Annotated in this window: 18 protein-coding genes; 1 reads left to right on the top strand and 17 read right to left on the bottom strand. The window is 68.3% G+C overall.

All coding sequences use genetic code 11. From position 1 onward, the window contains the following. The first annotated feature begins 31 nt into the window (after positions 1-31). Positions 32-952, top strand: coding sequence for a LysR family transcriptional regulator (locus QTI33_RS13010; protein WP_286506413.1), 921 nt, complete (start codon positions 32-34; stop codon positions 950-952). 10 nt (positions 953-962) lie between these two features. On the opposite strand, the gene pdeM is transcribed toward QTI33_RS13010, so the two are convergent. The 17 genes from pdeM to atpB form a co-directional block, all read right to left on the bottom strand. Beyond that, entirely contained in the window at positions 963-1,637 is a 675-nt protein-coding gene (gene pdeM / locus QTI33_RS13005) for a ligase-associated DNA damage response endonuclease PdeM (RefSeq protein ID WP_286506412.1), read from the bottom strand. 33 nt (positions 1,638-1,670) lie between these two features. After that, positions 1,671-4,184 carry a ligase-associated DNA damage response DEXH box helicase gene (locus tag QTI33_RS13000; RefSeq protein WP_286506411.1) on the bottom strand — a complete coding sequence of 838 codons (2,514 nt, stop codon included), beginning with the start codon at positions 4,182-4,184 and terminating at the stop codon, positions 1,671-1,673. Continuing rightward, positions 4,184-5,830, bottom strand: coding sequence for an ATP-dependent DNA ligase (locus QTI33_RS12995; RefSeq protein WP_286506410.1), 1,647 nt, complete (start codon positions 5,828-5,830; stop codon positions 4,184-4,186). The genes QTI33_RS13000 and QTI33_RS12995 overlap by 1 nt, the downstream gene beginning before the upstream one ends. Beyond that, positions 5,827-6,864, bottom strand: a complete 1,038-nt coding sequence (locus tag QTI33_RS12990) for a ligase-associated DNA damage response exonuclease (protein ID WP_286506409.1) — start codon at positions 6,862-6,864, stop codon at positions 5,827-5,829. Before QTI33_RS12990 ends, QTI33_RS12995 begins: the two co-directional genes overlap by 4 nt. A 93-nt stretch (positions 6,865-6,957) precedes the next feature. Next, positions 6,958-8,124, bottom strand: coding sequence for a Gfo/Idh/MocA family protein (locus QTI33_RS12985; RefSeq protein ID WP_286506407.1), 1,167 nt, complete (start codon positions 8,122-8,124; stop codon positions 6,958-6,960). Further along, positions 8,124-9,089, bottom strand: coding sequence for a substrate-binding domain-containing protein (locus tag QTI33_RS12980; protein WP_286506406.1), 966 nt, complete (start codon positions 9,087-9,089; stop codon positions 8,124-8,126). Before QTI33_RS12980 ends, QTI33_RS12985 begins: the two co-directional genes overlap by 1 nt. 55 nt (positions 9,090-9,144) lie before the next feature. Next, positions 9,145-10,164 carry an ABC transporter permease gene (locus QTI33_RS12975; RefSeq protein ID WP_286506405.1) on the bottom strand — a complete coding sequence of 340 codons (1,020 nt, stop codon included), beginning with the start codon at positions 10,162-10,164 and terminating at the stop codon, positions 9,145-9,147. Continuing rightward, a complete protein-coding gene (locus QTI33_RS12970) occupies positions 10,142-11,632 on the bottom strand; it encodes a sugar ABC transporter ATP-binding protein (protein WP_286506404.1) in 1,491 nt (496 codons plus the stop codon). Before QTI33_RS12970 ends, QTI33_RS12975 begins: the two co-directional genes overlap by 23 nt. Then, positions 11,629-12,798, bottom strand: coding sequence for an ROK family protein (locus tag QTI33_RS12965; RefSeq protein WP_286506842.1), 1,170 nt, complete (start codon positions 12,796-12,798; stop codon positions 11,629-11,631). Before QTI33_RS12965 ends, QTI33_RS12970 begins: the two co-directional genes overlap by 4 nt. Before the next feature lie 224 nt (positions 12,799-13,022). After that, positions 13,023-13,442: a F0F1 ATP synthase subunit epsilon gene (locus tag QTI33_RS12960; protein ID WP_286506402.1), complete on the bottom strand. Its 420-nt coding sequence runs from the start codon at positions 13,440-13,442 to the stop codon at positions 13,023-13,025. Between the two features lie 9 nt (positions 13,443-13,451). After that, positions 13,452-14,867, bottom strand: coding sequence for a F0F1 ATP synthase subunit beta (atpD, locus tag QTI33_RS12955; protein WP_286506401.1), 1,416 nt, complete (start codon positions 14,865-14,867; stop codon positions 13,452-13,454). Between the two features lie 43 nt (positions 14,868-14,910). Continuing rightward, positions 14,911-15,786, bottom strand: coding sequence for a F0F1 ATP synthase subunit gamma (atpG, locus tag QTI33_RS12950; protein WP_286506399.1), 876 nt, complete (start codon positions 15,784-15,786; stop codon positions 14,911-14,913). Positions 15,787-15,810: 24 nt separating this feature from the next. Further along, positions 15,811-17,364, bottom strand: a complete 1,554-nt coding sequence (gene atpA / locus QTI33_RS12945; protein WP_286506398.1) for a F0F1 ATP synthase subunit alpha — start codon at positions 17,362-17,364, stop codon at positions 15,811-15,813. Positions 17,365-17,401: 37 nt separating this feature from the next. Continuing rightward, the gene (locus QTI33_RS12940) at positions 17,402-17,935 is read right to left on the bottom strand and encodes a F0F1 ATP synthase subunit delta (protein WP_286506396.1); all 534 of its coding nucleotides are present in this window, start codon (positions 17,933-17,935) and stop codon (positions 17,402-17,404) included. Between the two features lie 7 nt (positions 17,936-17,942). Continuing rightward, positions 17,943-18,413 (bottom strand): F0F1 ATP synthase subunit B, encoded by a 471-nt coding sequence (locus QTI33_RS12935; protein WP_286506395.1) that lies wholly within the window; start codon positions 18,411-18,413, stop codon positions 17,943-17,945. Between the two features lie 80 nt (positions 18,414-18,493). Continuing rightward, positions 18,494-18,757: a F0F1 ATP synthase subunit C gene (atpE, locus tag QTI33_RS12930; RefSeq protein ID WP_019657641.1), complete on the bottom strand. Its 264-nt coding sequence runs from the start codon at positions 18,755-18,757 to the stop codon at positions 18,494-18,496. A 61-nt stretch (positions 18,758-18,818) separates the two neighbouring features. Continuing rightward, entirely contained in the window at positions 18,819-19,688 is an 870-nt protein-coding gene (gene atpB / locus QTI33_RS12925; protein ID WP_286506394.1) for a F0F1 ATP synthase subunit A, read from the bottom strand. Positions 19,689-19,698 lie beyond the last annotated feature (10 nt).

The raw sequence follows: 19,698 nt of genomic DNA, 5'->3' as shown, positions 1-19,698 counted from the left end.
ACCGATAAAGCCCGACATACTCATCGCATCCATGAGCGGAATCGATCATTTGGACCTCGACGGCCACCTGCTGCGCCTGCTGCTCGCGGTGCACGAGGAAGGCTCGATCACGCGCGCGGCGCAGCGCCTGGGCGTCACCCAATCGGCCGTGAGCCATCTGCTGGACAAGCTGCGCGCCATCGTCGGCGACCCGCTGTTCGTCAAGTCCGGCCGCGGCATCGTCGCCACCGCGCACGCCGATCTGCTGGCCGCGCGCGCCCGCGTTGTGCTCGACGAATTGCGCGCCTTCAGCACGGCGGCCGGCTTCGAGCCCGCCCGGCTCGCGGCCTGCTTCACCGTCGCCGCCAACGACCTGCAGCGCGACCTGCTGGTGCCGGCACTGCTGCGCCGCCTGCGGGCCGAGGCGCCCGGCGTGACCCTGCGCGTGATCGCATCGGGCGCGCCGGTGCCCGCGATGCTGCGCGAACAGGCCTGCCAGTTGATCATCACGCCGCGTCCGCCCGAGGGCTCGGACATCCTGCAGAAGCGGCTGTTCGAGGACCGCTACCGCGTCTACTTCGACGCCGACTGTCGCGCCGCGCCGGCTACCGAGGCCGACTACCTGGCCGCCGAACATGTGACCGTGCTCTACGAACCGCGACGGCGGCTCGACATCGACGACTGGTTCGTGCAACGCCATCTGGAGCGCCGCATCGTGGCCAGCGTGCCCGGCATGGCCGGGCTGGGCGCGCTGGTGCGCGGGGGGCCGTGGCTGGCCACCGCGCCCTCGCTGCTGGCCGAGGGCGCGCTGCGCGGGCTGGCATCGGCGGCCGTGCCGCTGCACACGCCGGCGATGCCGATGTACATGGCGTGGCACCAGCGCCACCAGGTCGATCCGATCCACCGCTGGCTGCGTACGCAACTCGAGGCCGTGGTGGCGGCCACCCTGGCGGGGACCCCGCACCTGTCCTGAGCTCCACCTCTCAGCCGATGCCGGGCAGCGCCCACACACCGTCGCCGCCGACCACGTAGAAGCGTCGCCCGGGCGCCGCCTCCACCTGCCAGCCGCCGGTGAATTCGCCGAAGGCGGGCAGGATCAATTGCGCGTCCTCGCGCACGAAGCAGGGCATGCGCAGGCTGTCGCGGCCACGGCCGTGCAGCCTGCAGGCCGGATGAAGATGGCCGGCCAGCACGACCTGCGTCGGGTGGCGCTGCGGGTGATGGCAGGCCGCGAAGGGGCCGATCCGATGCGGCTCGTCGAACAGCTCGAAGCGCAGCGCGGCCGGCGGGTCGCCGGCCCGGCTGTCGTGGTTGCCGCGCACCAGGGTGCAGGCCAGCGCCGCGTGGCGGCCGCGCCAGGCCTCGACCGCCGCCAGCAGCGAGGCCGTGCGAGCCTGCGCCGCATGCAGGAAGTCACCGAGAAAAACGATCTCGCGCGGTGCCAGCCGCACGATCAGCCGGTCGAGCCGCGCCAGGTTCTCGTGCGTGGTGCCGCCGGGGACCGGCTGGCCCAGCGCGCGGTAGGTGGCCGCCTTGCCCAGGTGCAGGTCGGCCACGAACAGCACGCCGGCCGCCGGCCACCAGACGGCGCGCTCGGGCAGCAGTTCGACGGTTTCGCCGGCCAGTTCGATCCGGCAGGCAGTGGGCGGCGAGGTCACGGTTCGAGTGTCCCAAAAATTGGCGCGGCGGTTTCAATGACCCGCGGCCGCGCGCTCGAACTGCTGGACCATGCGCGCGATGCGGTCGGCCACGTTCTCGTTCGACAGCTTCTCGCGAAAGCGCTCGACCATCAGCGGGAAAGCGAAGGGCGTGGGCTTGGCGAGCATGCGCAGCACCAGCCGCTGCGCTCGCATGCGCGCCAGGCTGGCCCGCAGGCGGCCGATCTCGAGCTCCTGCGCCAGCAGTTCGGCCTCGGCCTGCTGCAGCAACCGGTTGGCCGGGTCGTACTTGCGGAACACTTCGTAGAACAGCGACGACGATGCCTGCAGTTGCTTGTTGCTTCGCTTCTCGCCCGGATAGCCCTGGAAGATCAAGCCCGAGACCCGCGCGATCTCGCGAAAACGACGGCGCGCCAGTTCGGTGGCGTTCAGCGACGCCAGCACCTCGTGCAGCAGCGCCGTGCGCTCGTCGTCGTGCGCGATCGCGTCCAGCGCCGCGCTGTCGTGCCCCGCCACCAGCACCTGCGGCAGCAGCGCCGGCCAGTCGACCTCGGTGGCGCTGAGCAGTTCGAAGCCGTAGTCGTTGACCGCGATCGAGAAGGTGCGCGGCTGGTGCTGCGCGATGCGCCAGGCGATCAGGTTCGCGAGCCCGAGATGCACCGGCCGGCCGCCGAAGGGGTAGAGGAACAGGTGCCAGCCCTCGCGCGACTTGAGCACTTCGGCCAGCAGGGTATCGGGCGTCGGCAGTGCCGACCAGCGCTGCTGGATCTCGAGCAGCGGGCGCACGCATTGCAATTCCGGCGTCTCGTAGCGGCCCTGGTCGGCGAGCGCGAGCTGCTGCACCACGGCATCGGCCAGCGTGCTCGACAGCGGCATCCGCCCGCCGTTCCAGCGCGGCACCGCGGCGCGCTTGCCGCTGGCGCGCCGCACCCAGGCGGTCATGTCGTGGATGCGCACCAGTTCGAGCAGCCGGCCGCCGAACAGGAAGCAGTCGCCGGGCTTCATGCGGGCGACGAAGCCCTCCTCGACGCTGCCGATCCTGGCGCCGCCGAGGAACTGCACCGACAGGCTGGCATCGCTCACGATGGTGCCGATGTTCATGCGATGGCGGCGCGCCAGCCGCGCATCGGGCACGCGCCAGACGCCTTGCGCATCCGGCACCGCGCGCCGGTAGTCCGGGTAGGCGGCCAGCGAGGCGCCGCCCTGCGAGACGAAGTCCAGGCACCACTGCCAGCTGTCGCGCGAGAGCGCCGCATAGGCGGCGGTGCTTCGCACTTCCTCGTACAGCGCCTCGGGCACGAAGCCGCCGCCGAGCGCGACCGTCACCAGGTGCTGCACCAGCACGTCCAGCGGCTGCTCGGGCGAGCTGCGCGACTCGATGTGGCCGGCCGCGATCGCGGCGCGCGCCGCCGCGCCTTCGACCATCTCGATGCTGTGGGTCGGCACCAGCGTGATGCGCGACGGCCGCCCCGGCGCATGGCCCGAGCGGCCCGCGCGCTGCAGCAGCCGCGCCACGCCCTTGGGGGAGCCGATCTGCAGCACGCGCTCGACCGGCAGGAAGTCGACCCCCAGGTCCAGGCTCGAGGTGCAGACCACCGCCTTGAGCTCGCCGCTCTTGAGGCCCAGCTCGACCCATTCGCGCACCGAGCGGTCGAGCGAGCCGTGGTGCAGCGCGATCTGCCCGGCCCAGTCGGGTCGCGCCTCGAGCATCGCCTGATACCAGATCTCGGACTGCGAACGCGTGTTGGTGAAGACCAGCGTGGTCGGGCTGGCGGCGATCTCCTCGATCACCTGCGGCAGCATCATGAGGCCCAGGTGGCCACCCCAGGGAAAGCGTTCGGCACGGCCCGGCAGCAGCGAATCGACGACCAGCTGCTTCGGCACCTCGCCTTGCACCAGGACACCCTCCTGCGGACCCAGCAGCGTTCGCATGGCTTCCTCGAGGTTGCCCAGCGTGGCCGACATGCCCCAGACGCACAGCCCGTCGTTCCAGCGCCGCAGGCGCGCCAGTGCCAGCTGCACCTGCACGCCGCGCTTGTTGCCGAGCAGCTCGTGCCATTCGTCGACCACCACCATGCGCAGCGTGCCGAGCACCTCTCGCGCATCGGCGCGCGCGAGCAGCAGCGACAGGCTCTCGGGCGTGGTGACCAGCACGGTCGGCAGGCGCTGGTTCTGGGCACTGCGCTCCGCCGAACCGGTGTCGCCGCTGCGCGCGCCGGCGCTCCACGGTTGCATCTCGGCAGCGGCGGCGTCGAGGGCCTGCTGCAAGGCACGCAGCGTGTCGGCCGCAAGGGCTCGCATCGGCGTCAGCCACAGCACCATCAGCGGCGGCGCGACCGGTGGCCGCTTGCCGCCGGGACGTTTGGGCGGCGCCCCGAAGGCCAGCAGCGCGCCGAGCCAGACGGCGTAGGTCTTGCCGGCGCCGGTGGTCGCGTGCAACAGGCCCGAACGGCCCTGCGCCACCGCCTTCCAGACGGCACGCTGGAACTTGAAGGCCTTCCAGCCACGCGCCGCGAACCAGGCATCGAGCGCTTGTTTCGTCGTCATCACGAAGGCAGCAGCGCCGCCAGCGTCTGCAGGCTGTCGGCGTCTTCGACGGTCTTGTCCTCGCGCCAGCGCAGCATGCGCGGGAAGCGCACCGCGATGCCGCTCTTGTGGCGCGTGCTGCGGGCGATGCCCTCGAAGCCGAGCTCGAACACCAGCGTCGGCCGCACGCTGCGCACCGGCCCGAAGCTCTCGATGGTGGTCTTGCGGATCACCGCATCGACCCTCGCCATCTCGGCATCGGTCAGGCCGGAGTACGCCTTGGCGAAAGGCACGAGCTTGCGCTGTTCGTCTCCCGGCAGGCCGTCCCACACCGCGAAGGTGTAGTCGCTGTAGAGACTGGCGCGCCGGCCATGGCCGCGCTGGGCGTAGACCAGCACCGCATCGATCGACAGCGGGTCGATCTTCCACTTCCACCAGGTGCCGACATCCTTGGTGCGGCCGACGCCGTAGCGGGCATCGCGCTGCTTGAGCATCATGCCTTCGACGCCCATGGCGCGGGCCGCCTCGCGCTGCCGTGCCAGGTCCGGCCAGTCGGCGCCGTGCAGCATCGGGCTGGCGATCAGCGACGGATGCTGCACGCTCGCGAGCAGCTCGTCGAGCAGCTCGCGGCGCGCCTGCTGCGGCATGCCGCGCAGGTCGCGGCCCTGCCATTCGAGCAGGTCGTAGGCCAGCAGGACCACCGGGATCTCGCGCAGCAGCTTGGCCCCCAGCGTCTTGCGGCCGATGCGCTTCTGCAGCTCGGCGAAGGGCTGCACGCGGTCGTCGCGCCAGACCACGATCTCGCCGTCGAGCACCGTGCCGTCGGGCAAGGCATCGCCCATCACGGCGAGCTCGGGAAAGCGGTCGGTCACCAGCTCCTCGCCGCGAGACCAGAGCCAGACCTGGCCCGCTCGCTTGACCAGCTGGGCCCGGATGCCGTCCCATTTCCATTCGACGATCCATTGCGCGGGCGGACCCAGCGCGGCGTCGAACTGGGCGAGAGGCAGGTTGAACGGATGCGCCAGAAAGAAGGGATAGGGCTGGCCGCTGGTCTTCTGGTCGCGCTCGCTGGTGCTCTCGGGCGAGATCAGCGCCGCATAGTCGGCGGCCGTCGGCTGGCCGCTGATGTGCGTGTAGCCCATCAGCCGCTGGGCCACGCGCTTGGGGTCGAGCGCGCCGACCGCGGCCAGCGCCTGCGTGACCTGCAGCTTCGACACGCCGACACGGAAGCCGCCCGTGATGAGCTTGAAGTAGACCAGCCGCTCGTCGGTGGCGAGGCGCTGCCACTGGGTGCGTAGCGCATCGGGCAAGGCCTCGGGCGCCAGCTTGCGCAGCGGCAGCAGATGCGCTTCGATCCACTCTGCCAGGCCCATGTCGTGGACGTCGGTCGGCGCCGGCAGCAGCAGCGAAATCGTCTCCGCGAGATCGCCGACCGCTTCGTAGCTTTCGTCGAACAGCCACTCGGGCAGGCCCGCGGCCTCCTGGGCGAGCAGCCGCAAGAGCTTGGCGGGCACCAGCTGGCGCGGCTTGCCGCCGGCGAGGAAGTACACGGCCCAGGCCGCGTCCGGCGCCGGCGCATCCTGCAGATAGCGTTGCAGCGCGGCCTGCTTGGCGAGGCTGGAGGTGGTCGCGTCGAGTTCGCGGTAGAGCGCGGCGAACTGCTTCATGGCACGGCCGCGACCGGCTCCGTGTCTTCGTCGCCGTATTCGGTCTTGAAGCCCTGCGCCTGGAGGCCGTTCTCGGTCAGCCAGCGCACCAGCACGGCCACGCTGCCGTGCGTCACGAACACCCGCTCGGCGCCGGTGCCGGCGATGGCCCGCTGCAGGCCGGGCCAGTCCGCGTGGTCCGACATCACGAAGCCGCGATCCACCCCGCGCCGCCGCCGCGTGCCGCGCAGCTGCATCCAGCCGCTGGCGAAGGCGTCCGAGTAGTTGCCGAAGCGCCGCAGCCACGGCGTGCCCTGGGCCGAGGGCGGCGCCAGCACCAGCGCGCGCCGCAGCAGCGCCGCGTCGACGCCCGGGTCGGTCACGCGCAAGGTGGGCGGCAGGGCCACGCCGGCTGCGCGGTACACGGCATTCAGCGGTTCGACCGCGCCATGGACCACGATCGGGCCGATGGCCGGGTCCACGCCATGCAGGATGCGCTGGGCCTTGCCGAAGGCATAGCAAAGCAGCACCGAGGCCCGGCCCTGCTCGGCGTTGGCGCGCCACCAGCCGTTGATCTCGGCGAACAGTGCGGCCTGCGTCGGCCAGCGATAGATCGGCAGGCCGAAGGTCGACTCGGTGATGAAGGTGTCGCAGGGCACCGGCTCGAAGGGCGTGCAGGTGCCGTCGGGCTCGGTCTTGTAGTCGCCCGAGGCGACCCAGACGCGGCCACCGTGTTCGAGCCGCACCTGGGCCGAGCCCAGCACGTGGCCGGCCGGATGCAGCGACACGCGCACGCCGTTCTGCACGATGGACTCGCCATAGGGCAGCGTCTGCAGGGTGATCTCGCCAAGGCGGGTGCGCAGCGTGCCTTCGCTGTCGGTGTGTGCGAGGTAGTGGCCATGGCCGACGCGGGCATGGTCGGAGTGGGCATGCGTGATGACGGCGCGGTCGACCGGGCGCCACGGGTCGATGTAGAAATCGCCCGGCGGGCAGTAGAGGCCTTCGGGGCGGGCGACGACGAGGTCGCTGGAGGAGGTGGGCGGCGCGGTGACCATGGCGCCCTCCATGGTAGGCCGCGCAACGGCCGGTGCTGCCGTGACGCGAGCCCGACGCGATGTGGGCCGGGGCCTACGCGCGCGCCAAGGGCCCTACCAGGCCGTCCATTTCTGGTCGCTGCCCGTCGAGGCCACCGTGCGCTCGATGAACCGCACGCCGCGGGCACCGTCCTCGACCCGCGGGTAGTCGGCCGCGAGCGGGTCGGGCGGCTGGCCCGCGAGCCGCGCCCGGATATCCGCCGCCACCCCGCCATAGACATTGGCGAAGGCCTCGATGAAGCCCTCCGGATGCCCGCTCGGCAAGCGACTGGCGCGCCGCGCGGCTTCGCAAAGCCACGGTGCGCCGCGCGTGAAGACGCGCTTCGGGCCGTCGTGCGGCAGATGCACGAGGTCGCTCGGCCGTTCCTGCCGCCAGACCAGCGTGCCGAGCGTGCCCGAGACCCGCAGCCGCAAGTCGTTCTCCAGCCCCGTGTTGACCTGCGAGGCGATCAGCACCCCGCGCGCACCGCCACGGAATCGCAGCAGCAGGCTGCCATCGTCGTCGAGCGGCCGCCCGGGCACCAGCGAACTCAGGTCGGCGCAGAGGCTCTCGATCTCCAGGCCGGTGACGGTCGCCACCAGGTTCTCGGCATGGGAGCCGATGTCGCCGATGGCCCCGGCGGCGCCGCTGCGCGCCGGGTCGCTGCGCCAGGCGGCCTGCTTGTTGCCCTCGCCCTCGAGCCGGGTCGCGAGCCAGCCCTGGTTGTATTCGACCACCACCTTGCGGATCTCGCCGAGTTCGCCCGCGCGCACCATCTCGCGTGCCTGGCGGACCATCGGGTAGCCGGTGTAGTTGTAGGTGACGCCGAACACCGTGCCCCGGCGCGCCACCGCCGCGACCAGCGCATCGGCCTGCTGGCGCGTGTGCACCAGCGGCTTGTCGCAGACGACGTGGAAGCCGGCGTCGACGAAGGCCTGCGCGACGGGGTAGTGGACATGGTTCGGCGTCACGATCGAGACGAAGTCGATGCGTTCCCCCGCCGGCCGCTTCAGCTCGTCGTCGAGCAGCGCCTGCCAGTCGCCATGGTTGCGGTCGTCGGCCAGGAACAGGTCGCGCCCCGAGGCGCGCGCCTTCTCGGCGCTCGAGGACAGCGCGCCGGCGACCAGCTCGACCTGTCCATCGAGCGCGATCGCATGGCGATGCACCGCGCCGATGAACGCGTCGCGCCCCCCGCCGACCATCGCGTAGCGCAGCTTGCGACGAGAGGTCTCCGGGGCCATCAGAATGGCGAGTCGGGGTGGTAGAAGGACTTGGCGTTGTCCTTGGTGATCAGCACCGACGGAATGATCGTCGTCGCCGGCAGCTTCTCGCCCTTCAGGCGCGCTTCGGCCGTGAGCTTGATCGCGTCGTAGATGAACTTCGGCGAGTAGCTCACGTCGGCGTCGATGCGCTTGTCCTTGCCGTCCATGATGGTCTTGACCATGCCCTTGGCGCCGGCGCCGCCGAACACGATCTTGATGTCGTCGCGCTTGGCCTGCTCGATGGCCTTCAGCACGCCCACCGCCATGTCGTCGTCGGCGGCCCAGATGGCGTCGATGTTCTTGAAGCGCGTCAGGTAGTCCTGCGTGACCTTGAAGGCATCGTCGCGGTTCCAGTTGGCGTACTTGGCGTCCAGCAGCGTGATGCCGGGGTAGTTCTTGAGCACGCTGTTGAAGGCGTCCATGCGCTCGTTGTCCAGCGTGGTCGCGATGCCGCGCAGCGCCACCACGTTGCCCTTGCCGCCCAGCTTCTTGGCGATGTATTCGGCCGGGATCTTGCCGAAGGCGGTGTTGTCGCCGGCCACGTAGGCATCCTGCGCGCTGGTGTCGGTCAGGCCGCGGTCGACCACCGTGACGTAGGCGCCCTTGGCCTTGACCTGGGCCACCGGCTTGGTCAGCGCCGCCGACTCGAACGGGAACACGACCAGGGCGTTGATCTTGGTCACGGTCGACAGGTCCTGCAGCTGGTTGGCCTGCTCGGGCGCGTTGGCCGCGGTCTTGATCGTGATCTTCAGGTCCTTGTGCTCTTTCTCGAGGTCCTTCTTGGCCTGGTTGGCCCAGTAGTTGATGCCGCCCATGAAGCTGTGCGTGGCGGCCGGGATCGACACGCCGAGGTTGACCGTCTCGGCGGCCGCCAGCACCGGGAAGGCCGCGATACTCGCGGCGGCAATGGCGCCGAGCGCCAGGCGTCGTGTGAGGGAAGTCATGCTGCTTGTCTCCTGTTGTGAAAGAAGTGGAACGGACGGGAAAGCGGAATGGGGCCTAGCGCTTGCCGCGCTGCAGGAAGGCCACGACGATGATCACGATGCCCTGCACCGCGGCATTCAGGTACACGCTGATGATGCTGGTGAGGTTGAGGATGTTGCTGATGACCGACAGCAGGATCGCGCCGATCACGGTGCCCGTGATGCTGCCGGCGCCGCCCTTGAGCGCCGTGCCGCCGACGATCACCGCCGCGATCGCCTCGAGCTCCCACAGCAGGCCGGTGGTGGGCGAGGCCGAGCCGAGCCGCGGCACGTACAGCAAGGTGGCGATGCCGACGCACACGCCCAGCAGCACGTAGGTCATGATCTTCACATGGTCGACGCCCACCGCGGCATAGCGCGCCACCTGCTCGTTGGAGCCGATGGCCTGCACGTAGCGCCCGTAGGCGGTGCGGTTGAGGATCAGGCCGCCGATCACCGCGACGATGAAGAACACCCACACCGGCACCGGGATGCCCAGCAGGCTCGCGTAGTACACCGGGGCGTAGAGGTCCGACAGCTCGTTGTCCAGGGTCAGCGCGCCGCCGTCGGCGAAGTAGGTCAGGTAGGCGCGGAAGATGCCCAGCGTGCCGAGCGTCACGATGAAGGGCTCGATCCGCCCCTTGGTGATCAAGAGGCCGTGCGCCAGGCCGAACACGGCGCCGAGCACCACCGCCAGCACCGCGCCGAGCACCACCGCGAGCAGCGGCGAGCCGAGCGCCGGGCCCATCGCGTTGATGAACATGATCACGCAGCCCGCGATCAGCGCTGCCATCGAGCCGACCGACAGGTCGATGCCGCCCGAGATGATCACGAAGCACATGCCGACCGCGATGATGCCGATGAAGGCGGTGCGCGTGAGCACGTTCATCGCGTTGTCGAGAGTGGCGAAATCGCCGTTCAGCAAGGTGCCGGCGATGCACAGCAGCACCAGCCCGATGACCGGGCCGAAGCCGTGCAGGCGCTCGGTCCAGCGCGGCTGGACGACCGGGCGGTGCGCGGCCTGGGGGTCGGCGCTAGGAAGCGGTTCCGGTGGCATGAGCGATGAGCTCCTCTTCGGTGAGATTCTCGGCATCGAGCGTGGTGACCAGCCGGCCGGCGCGCATCACGGCGACGCGGTGGCACAGGCCGATCAACTCCATCAGCTCGGACGAGACGACGATCACGGCCAGCCCCTGTCGGGCCAGCCGCTGGATCAGGAAATAGATGTCGCGCTTGGCGCCGACGTCGACGCCGCGGGTCGGCTCGTCGAGCACCACCACCTTGGGCCGCGGCTGCAGCACCTTGGCCAGCGCCAGCTTCTGCTGGTTGCCGCCGGACAGCGAGGAGGCGCGGGCGTCGAGGTCGCCGGTGCGGATGCCGTAGTCCTTCACGGCCTCGGCCAGTGCGGCGCGTTCGGCGTCGGGCTTGAGCCAGGGCTGCGCATAGCGCTCCAGCGCCATCAGCGTGAGGTTCTGGCGCAGGCCCAGGTGGACGTGCAGGCCCTTGCCCTTGCGGTCCTCGCTCAGGTAGGTCAGGCCATGGCGGGCGGCATCGCGCGGATTGCGGAAGCTGCGCACCTGCCCCTCGATCTCGACCGAGCCGCTGGCAGGGCGCAGGCCCAGCACGCCCTCGAACAGCTCGGTACGGCCGGCGCCGACCAGCCCGGCGAAGCCGAGGATCTCGCCGGGACGGACGTCGAAGCTGGCGTCCCGGGCCCAGCCTGGCACGACGAAGTCGCGCACCCGCAGCGCCGGCGCCATGGCCGTGACCACCACGTCGCGCGGCGGATAGAGATCGGCGAGCTCGCGCCCGACCATCAGGTTGGCCATCTGCTGGCGCGTCAGGTCGGCGGTCGGCGCCCGGGTGACGAAGCGGCCGTCGCGCATCACGATCACCTCGTCCGTCACCTGCTCGACCTCGTCGAGCTTGTGCGAGATGTAGACGATGGTGACGCCTTCGGCCCGCAGCTGGGCGATCAGCTTGAACAGGCGCTCGGTCTCGCCGGGCGTCAGGGTCGCGGTCGGCTCGTCCATGATGAGCAGCCGGGCATGGCGAGAGATCGCCTTGGCGATCTCGACCAGCTGCTTCTCGGCCACGATCAGCCGCCGCACCTTGGTCTTCGGGTCGACATCGAGGCCGACCGCGGCCAGCGCGCTCGCCGCATCGCGGTCCATGGCGGCGTCGTCGAGCAGCCAGCCCTTCTTCTTTTCGTGGCCCAGGAAGATGTTCTGCGCCACGCTGAGGTCTTCCGCCAGGTTGAACTCCTGGTGGATCAGCACGATGCCGAGCGCCTCGGCGTCGCGCGAGCTGGCGAAATGGCGCGCCTCGCCGTTCACGCGCAGCGTGCCGTCGGTGAGCGATTCGTAGCCGGCCAGGATCTTCATCAGCGTCGACTTGCCGGCGCCGTTTTCGCCCAGCAGGCCGTAGACCCGCCCGGGCTCGAGCGCGAAAGACACGCCGTGCAGCACCTGCACCGGGCCGAAGGACTTGCGCACCTGCTCGAACGAGACCGACACGCCCTTCATGGCGCCACCCCCCGCACCTTGAGCGTCTCGTGCATCGCCAGCACGCCGGCGCCGATCAGTCCGGCCTGGGCGCCCAGCGGCGTGTACTGGATCTCGAGGTGGCGCGTCGACAGCGCCAGCGAGCGCTGGTAGACGCTCTGGCGCACCGCGGCCAGGAACAGCGGGCCGATGCGCGTGATGCCGCCGCCGATGAACACATGCGATGGATTGAAGAAGTTGACGATCGAGGCCAGCATCTGGCCGATCAGGCTGCCGGCGCGCTGGACGATCGCATTGGCCGACGCATCACCGGCGCGGCTGGCCTCGCCGACATCGACGGCGTCGATCCGGCCCTGGGCGCGCAGGCATTCCGCCAGCGCGGCGCTCTCGCCGGCGGTGGCCGCCTCGACCGCCATCCGCGTGATCGCCGGGCCGGCCGCCATCACCTCGACGCAGCCCAGGTTGCCGCAATGGCAGCGCGGGCCCTCCTGGTCGACGCAGATGTGGCCGACATCGCCGGCCGAGCCGGCGGCGCCGCGGTAGACCTCGCCGTGGCAGACGATGCCGCAGCCGATGCCGGTGCCGACCTTGATCACGAGGAAGTTGGTGAGCGAGCGCCGCAGCCGCCACAGCTCGCCGAGCGCCATCAGGTTGACGTCGTTGTCGACGAACACCGGTGCGGCGTATTCCTCGCGCAGGTAGTCGCGGATCGAGAAGCTGTCCCAGGCCGGCATCAGCGGCGGATTCACGAGCTGGCCGATCTCGAAATTGACCGGGCCGGGCACGCCGATGCCGATGCCGATCACGTGGCGCGGCTCGAAGCCTGCGCGCGACAGCAGTTCGCGCACCAGCACCCGCACGCGCGCCAGCACCACGCCCGGGCCTTCGCGCACGTCGGCCGGCTCGCCATGGTGGGCCAGCACGGCCAGGTCGGGGCCGAGCACCGCCACATCGACGCTGGTGGCGCCGATGTCGATGCCGACCACCACGCCCAGGCCCGCATGCAGCTGGAGGTTTTCGGGCCGGCGTCCGCCCGACGAGCGCTGCAGCCCGGCTTCCGCCAAGAGGCCCTGCTCCACCAGGCCGGCGATCAACGCGTTGGCCTTGCTCTTGGAGAAGCCCAGTTGCTCGGCCATGCCGTGACGCGACCCGCCGGCCGACCAGAAGGTGGTCTCCAGCAATTGCATCTCGTCCGCGGTCAATCGGCTCCAGGGGGCCAAGTGCTTGTCTCCGGTATTCGTTCTTCTGTCGCGCATGGCCGAGGCCGGCCGCAACGATGGCGAATACTAGGGGTGCGGCTTCAGCCAAACAAGTCCCATCTTCGACCAAAAACAGTCCGAAGTCGCCGGCTGGCAGGCGCTGAAATGAAAAAGCCGCCCGAAGGCGGCTTTGGACTGGCAGGCGCGGGGGCCTACTTTTTTTGCCGGTACTTGCGCAGGGCGGCCAACTGGGCGGCCATCACGGCCAGTTCCGACTGCGCCATCGCGATGTCGATGTCGGTCTTGGCGCTCTTGAGTGCTTCTTCGGCCGCGGCCTTGGCGGCGTTGGCCTTTTCGCTGTCGAGGTCCTTGCCGCGGATCGCGGTGTCGGACAGCACGGTCACGGTGGTGGGCTGCACTTCGAGAATGCCGCCGGCCACGAAGACGAATTCCTCGCCGCCGTCGGCCGTCTCGATGCGCACCGCGCCGGGGCGGATGCGCGTGATCAGCGGCGTGTGGCGCGGGTAGATGCCGAGCTCGCCGGCTTCACCGGGCAGAGCAACGAACTTGGCCTCGCCCGAGAAGATCGACTCCTCGGCGCTGACCACGTTGACGTGAATGGTGCCTGCCATGGGGATTCCTTAAGCGACCTTCTTGGCCTTTTCGAACGCTTCGTCGATGCTGCCCACCATGTAGAACGCTTGTTCCGGCAGGTGGTCGGCTTCGCCGTTCACGATCATCTTGAAGCCGCGGATGGTCTCGCTCAGCGGCACGTACTTGCCGGGCGAGCCGGTGAACACTTCGGCCACGTGGAAAGGCTGCGACAGGAAGCGCTGGATCTTCCGGGCGCGGGCCACGGCCAGCTTGTCGTCGGGAGCCAGTTCGTCCATGCCCAGAATGGCGATGATGTCGCGCAGTTCCTTGTAGCGCTGCAGCGTGCCTTGCACGGCGCGGGCCACGTTGTAGTGCTCTTCGCCGACCACGTTCGGGTCGAGCTGGCGCGAGGTCGAGTCCAGCGGGTCCACGGCCGGGTAGATACCGAGCGAAGCGATGTCGCGCGACAGCACCACGGTGGAGTCCAAGTGGGCGAAGGTGGTGGCGGGCGACGGGTCGGTCAAGTCGTCGGCCGGCACGTACACGGCCTGGATCGAGGTGATCGAGCCGACCTTGGTCGAGGTGATCCGCTCTTGCAGGCGGCCCATTTCCTCGGCCAGCGTGGGCTGGTAGCCCACGGCGGAAGGCATCCGGCCCAGCAGTGCCGACACTTCGGTACCGGCCAGTGTGTAGCGGTAGATGTTGTCGACGAAGAACAGCACGTCGCGGCCTTCGTCGCGGAACGACTCGGCGATGGTCAGGCCGGTCAGCGCCACGCGCAGACGGTTGCCCGGGGGCTCGTTCATCTGGCCGTAGACCATGGCCACCTTCGACTCGCCGAGGTTCTCGAGGTTCACGACGCCGGAGTCGGCCATCTCGTGATAGAAGTCGTTGCCTTCGCGGGTGCGCTCACCGACGCCGGCGAACACGGACAGGCCCGAGTGCGCCTTGGCGATGTTGTTGATGAGCTCCATCATGTTCACGGTCTTGCCGACGCCGGCGCCGCCGAACAGGCCCACCTTGCCGCCCTTGGCGAACGGGCACACCAGGTCGATCACCTTGATGCCGGTCTCGAGCAGGTCTTGCGAAGGCGAGAGTTCGTCGTAGGCCGGGGCCTTGCGGTGGATCGAGGCGGTCAGGGTCTGGTCGACCGGGCCGCGCTCGTCGATCGGCGAACCGAGCACGTCCATGATGCGGCCCAGCGTGCCCTTGCCCACCGGCACGGTGATCGGGGCTTGCGTGTTGGTCACGATCAGGCCGCGGCGCAGGCCGTCGGAAGAACCCAGCGCAATCGTGCGGACCACGCCGTCGCCGAGCTGCTGCTGCACTTCGAGGGTCAGTGCGCTGCCTTCGAACTTGAGCGCGTCGTAGATCTTCGGCATCTGGTCGCGCGGGAATTCCACGTCGACCACGGCGCCGATACATTGAACGATCTTGCCTTGAACTGCTTCTGCTTGAGCCATGTCTGCTCCGATAAAAATTTAAATCTGTTGAGGGCCGAAAGGCTCAGACGCCGGCGGCCGCCGCGGCGCCCGAGACGATTTCCGACAGTTCTTTGGTGATGCCTGCCTGGCGGGTCTTGTTGTAGACCAGCTTGAGCTCGTCGATCACGTTGCCCGCGTTGTCGGTCGCGGCCTTCATGGCCACCATCCGGGCGGAGTGCTCGGACGCCATGTTCTCGGCCACGGCCTGGTACACCAGCGATTCGACATAGCGCACCAGCAGCTCGTCGATCACGCTTTGCGCATCGGGCTCGTAGATGTAGTCCCACGAGTGATGGCCCGACTCGGTGCGAAGCGTGTCCGCGGCCAGGGGCAGCAATTGCTCCACCACCGGCTCTTGCTTGATGGTGTTGATGAACTTCGTATAGCAGAGGTGCACGGACGAGATCTTGCCTTCGGCGTAGGCGTCGAGCAGCGCCTTGACCGGCCCGATGAGCTTGTCGAGGTGCGGCGTGTCGCCCAGGTGCGTGACGTGCGAGACGACGCGCGCGCCGATGCGGTTCAGGAAGCCCAGGCCCTTGCTGCCGATGGCGACCGAGTCGATCGTCTTGCCGGCGGCTTGCGCCTCGCGCATCTTGGCGGTCACGGCGCGCAGCAGGTTGGTGTTCAAGCCGCCGCACAGGCCCTTGTCGCTGGTCACGACGATGAACCCGACCGCCTTGGCCTCGCTCGTCTTCATGAAGGCGTGCGTGTACTCCGGGTTCGCCTGGCCGAGGTTGGCCGCGATGTCGCGGATCTTCTCGCTGTAGGGGCGGGCCGCGCGCATGCGTTCCTGCGCCTTGCGCATCTTGGAAACCGAGACCATTTCCATGGCCTTGGTGATCTTCTTGGTGTTCTCCACCGATTTGATCTTGCCGCGGATTTCCTTACCAGCTGCCATGAGCGTTCCTTCCTTGGTCGTCGATCAGGCGAACGACTTCTTGAACGCGGCGACCGCCGTGTTCAGTTCGGCTTCAGCGTCCTTGTCGAGCGCCTTGGACTGCTCGATCTTGTCGAGCAGCGGGCCATGGCTGGACTTCAGGAACTGGTGCAGGCCGTGTTCGAAGGGCAGGATCTTCTTGATCTCGATGTCGTCCATGAAACCCTTGTTGACCGCGAACAGCGTGGCACCCATCAGCGAGATGGGCAGCGGGCTGTACTGGGTCTGCTTGAGCAGTTCGGTCACGCGGGCGCCGCGGTCGAGCTGCTTGCGGGTCGCTTCGTCGAGGTCGGAGGCGAACTGCGCGAACGCGGCCAGTTCACGGTACTGCGCCAGGTCGGTACGGATACCGCCCGACTGGCCCTTGATGACCTTGGTCTGCGCCGACGAACCCACGCGCGACACCGAGATACCGGCGTTGATGGCGGGACGGATACCGGCGTTGAACAGGTTGGTTTCCAGGAAGATCTGGCCGTCGGTGATCGAGATCACGTTGGTCGGCACGAAGGCCGAGACGTCGCCGGCCTGCGTCTCGATGATCGGCAGTGCGGTCAGCGAGCCGGTCTTGCCCTTGACTTCACCCTTGGTGAAGGCTTCGACGTAGTCGGCGTTGACGCGGGCCGCGCGCTCGAGCAGGCGGCTGTGGAGATAGAACACGTCGCCGGGGTAGGCTTCGCGGCCCGGCGGGCGGCGCAGCAGCAGCGAGACCTGGCGGTAGGCCACGGCCTGCTTGGACAGGTCGTCATAGACGATCAGCGCGTCCTGGCCGCGGTCGCGGAAGTATTCGCCCATCGTGCAGCCCGAGTAGGCGCTGACGTATTGCATCGCGGCCGATTCCGAAGCGGAGGCGGCAACCACGATGGTGTATTCCATCGCGCCGGCTTGTTCCAGGGCGCGCACCACGTTCTTGATCGACGAAGCCTTCTGGCCGATCGCGACGTAGACGCAGGTCATGTTCTGACCCTTCTGGTTGATGATCGCGTCGATCGCCACGGCGGTCTTGCCGGTCTGGCGGTCGCCGATGATCAGCTCGCGCTGGCCACGGCCGATCGGCACCATCGAGTCGATCGACTTCAGGCCGGTCTGCATCGGCTGGTCGACCGACTTGCGGGCGATCACGCCCGGGGCGACCTTTTCGATCACGTCGGTCATCTTGGCGTTGATCGGACCCTTGCCGTCGATCGGCTGGCCCAGCGCATTCACCACGCGGCCGATCAGTTCGGGGCCGACGGGCACTTCAAGAATACGGCCCGTGCACTTGACGGTGTCGCCTTCGGAGATGTGCTCGTACTCGCCCAGGATCACGGCGCCGACCGAGTCGCGCTCGAGGTTCAGCGCCAGGCCGAACGACGGCGTGCCGTCGGCCGACGGCGGGAACTCGAGCATTTCGCCCTGCATCGCGTCCGACAGGCCGTGCACGCGCACGATGCCGTCGGTCACCGACACCACGGTGCCTTCGTTGCGGATGTTCGCGCTGACGCCGAGGCCCTCGATGCGGCTCTTGATCAGTTCGGAAATTTCTGCGGGATTGAGTTGCATGACTCTTTCCTTCTTTCTTTGTAAGGGGCTGGCGGCCTCAGGCGGCTGCCAGCGCAACTTTCATTTGTTCAAGGCGCGCTTTGACGGAGGTGTCGAGCACTTCGTCACCGACCACCACACGAATGCCGCCGATCAGCGACGGGTCCTGCTGGACCGTGAACTGCAGCTTGCGGCCGAAACGCTTTTCGAGCGCGGCGGAAATGTTGCCCAGGGCGGCACCGTCGATCGGGAAGGCGCTGTACACCACGGCGTCCGACGTGCCGCTCTGCGCGCTGGCCAGCACGCGGAACTGCCTGGCGATCTCGGGCAGCGCGGTGAAGCGGCCGTTCTCGAGCAGCGCCATCAGAAAGTTGTTCGCGTGCGGCGGCAGCGGCGAACCGTGCGCGGCAGCGACAACCCCGAGCACCTGCTCGGGCGTGGCCTTGGGGTTGTCCGCGAACTGCAGCAGCTCGGGACTGCCGGCGATGGCGGCGACGTTGTCGAGCCAGGCACCGGTTCCGGCGAGGTCGGACGACGACGCCTTGAACAGCGCTTCGGCGTAGGGACGTGCGATGGTGGCGAGTTCGGCCATGGCGTGATCAGAGTTCGGTCTGCAGGCGGGCCAGCAAATCGGCGTGGACGGCCGGATTCACTTCCTTGCGCAGGATCTGCTCGGCGCCCTTGACGGCCAGCGCGGCGACTTGCTCGCGCAGGGCCTCGCGGGCCTTCACGGCCTGCTGTTCGGCTTCGGCGCGGGCGGCCGCAACGATCTTGTTGCCCTCTTCCGTGGCGCGGCCCTTGGCCTCTTCAACGATGGCCTGCGCACGACGTTCGGCATCTGCAAGACGCTGGGCGGACTCGTTGCGCGCCTGGCCGAGCTCGACTTCCACGCGCTTGTTGGCGGCGGACAGTTCGCTCTTGGCGCGGTCGGCGGCTGCGAGGCCTTCGGCGATCTTCTGGGCACGTTCGTCCAACGCCTTGGCGATCGGCGGCCACACGTATTTCATCGTGAACCCGACAAGGATCAGGAACACGATCATCTGGACGATCAGGGTACCGGTAATGCTCACTTTTCACCCTCTCTTTGGGAATGAATCCGAGGCCATTCAGCGCGGAACGACATGGGTTCGACGAGAAAGCCTGGACCCGATTACTTCGGCAGGTTGGCGATTTGCGAGAGGAACGGGTTGGCCGTTGCGAACCACAGCGCGATACCGGTGCCGATGATGAACGCGGCGTCGATCAGACCGGCCAGCAGGAACATCTTGGTTTGCAGTTCGCCCATCAGCTCGGGTTGACGGGCAGCCGACTCGAGGTACTTGCTGCCCATGATGCCGATGCCGATACATGCACCGACAGCGCCCAGACCGATGATCAGGCCGGCGGCCAGTGCGACAAAGCTGATAACTTCCATGATGACTCCTAGAGGACTTTGGTTGAAGAGAAAAGAAAACGAAAACGGAAAGAACGAATGATCAGTGGTGATCGTGCGCCTGGCCGATGTAGACCAGCGTCAACATCATGAACACGAAGGCTTGCAGCGTGATGATCAGGATGTGGAAGATGGCCCAGGCCGTGCCCGCGATGATGTGGCCCAGCGCCAGGAAGATGCCGGTGGCGGACAGCGTCCAGGCGCCGCCCATCAGGGCGATCAGCAGGAAGATCAGCTCGCCGGCATACATGTTGCCGAACAACCGCATGCCGTGCGAGACCGTCTTGGCGACGAACTCGATCATCTGCATGGCGAAGTTGAAGGGGTACAGCGCCCAGTGGTTGCCGAAAGGCGCGGTGAAGAGCTCGTGGATCCAGCCGCCCAGGCCCTTGATCTTGATGTTGTAGTACAGGCAGATGATCAGCACCGTGACCGACATGCCCATCGCCACCGAGAGGTCGGCGGTCGGCACGACGCGCAGGTAGGCATGCTCCGGGTCGTGGCCGGCGATGCCGAAGATCTTGGCCCAGATGGCCGGGAACAGATCGACCGGGAACAGGTCCATCGCGTTGAGCATGAAGATCCACACGAAGATCGTCAGCGCCAGCGGCGCGACGTACTTGCGGCTCTCGACGTTGTGCACGATGCCCTTGGCCTGCTGGTCGACGACCTCGACCAGGATCTCGACCGCGGCCTGGAAGCGCCCGGGAACGCCCGAAGTCGCCTTGCGCGCCGCCCGCCACAGGATCCAGCAGCCCAGCACGCCGAGCAGGATCGAGAAAAACAGCGAGTCGAAGTTGAAGACGGAGAGATCGGCCACACCTCCAGGCTTGGAGCTTTGCAGGTGCGTCAAGTGGTGAACGATGTATTCACCAGCGGTCATACCGTGTTCCGCAGCGTTTTCAGCAGCCATCCGTTACTCG

Source organism: Variovorax davisae (assembly GCF_030316845.1).
GTDB classification, from domain to species: Bacteria; Pseudomonadota; Gammaproteobacteria; order Burkholderiales; family Burkholderiaceae_C; genus Variovorax; species Variovorax davisae.
Note: the sequence above shows the minus strand (reverse complement) of the source record. Positions and strands in the feature narration are given on the sequence as shown.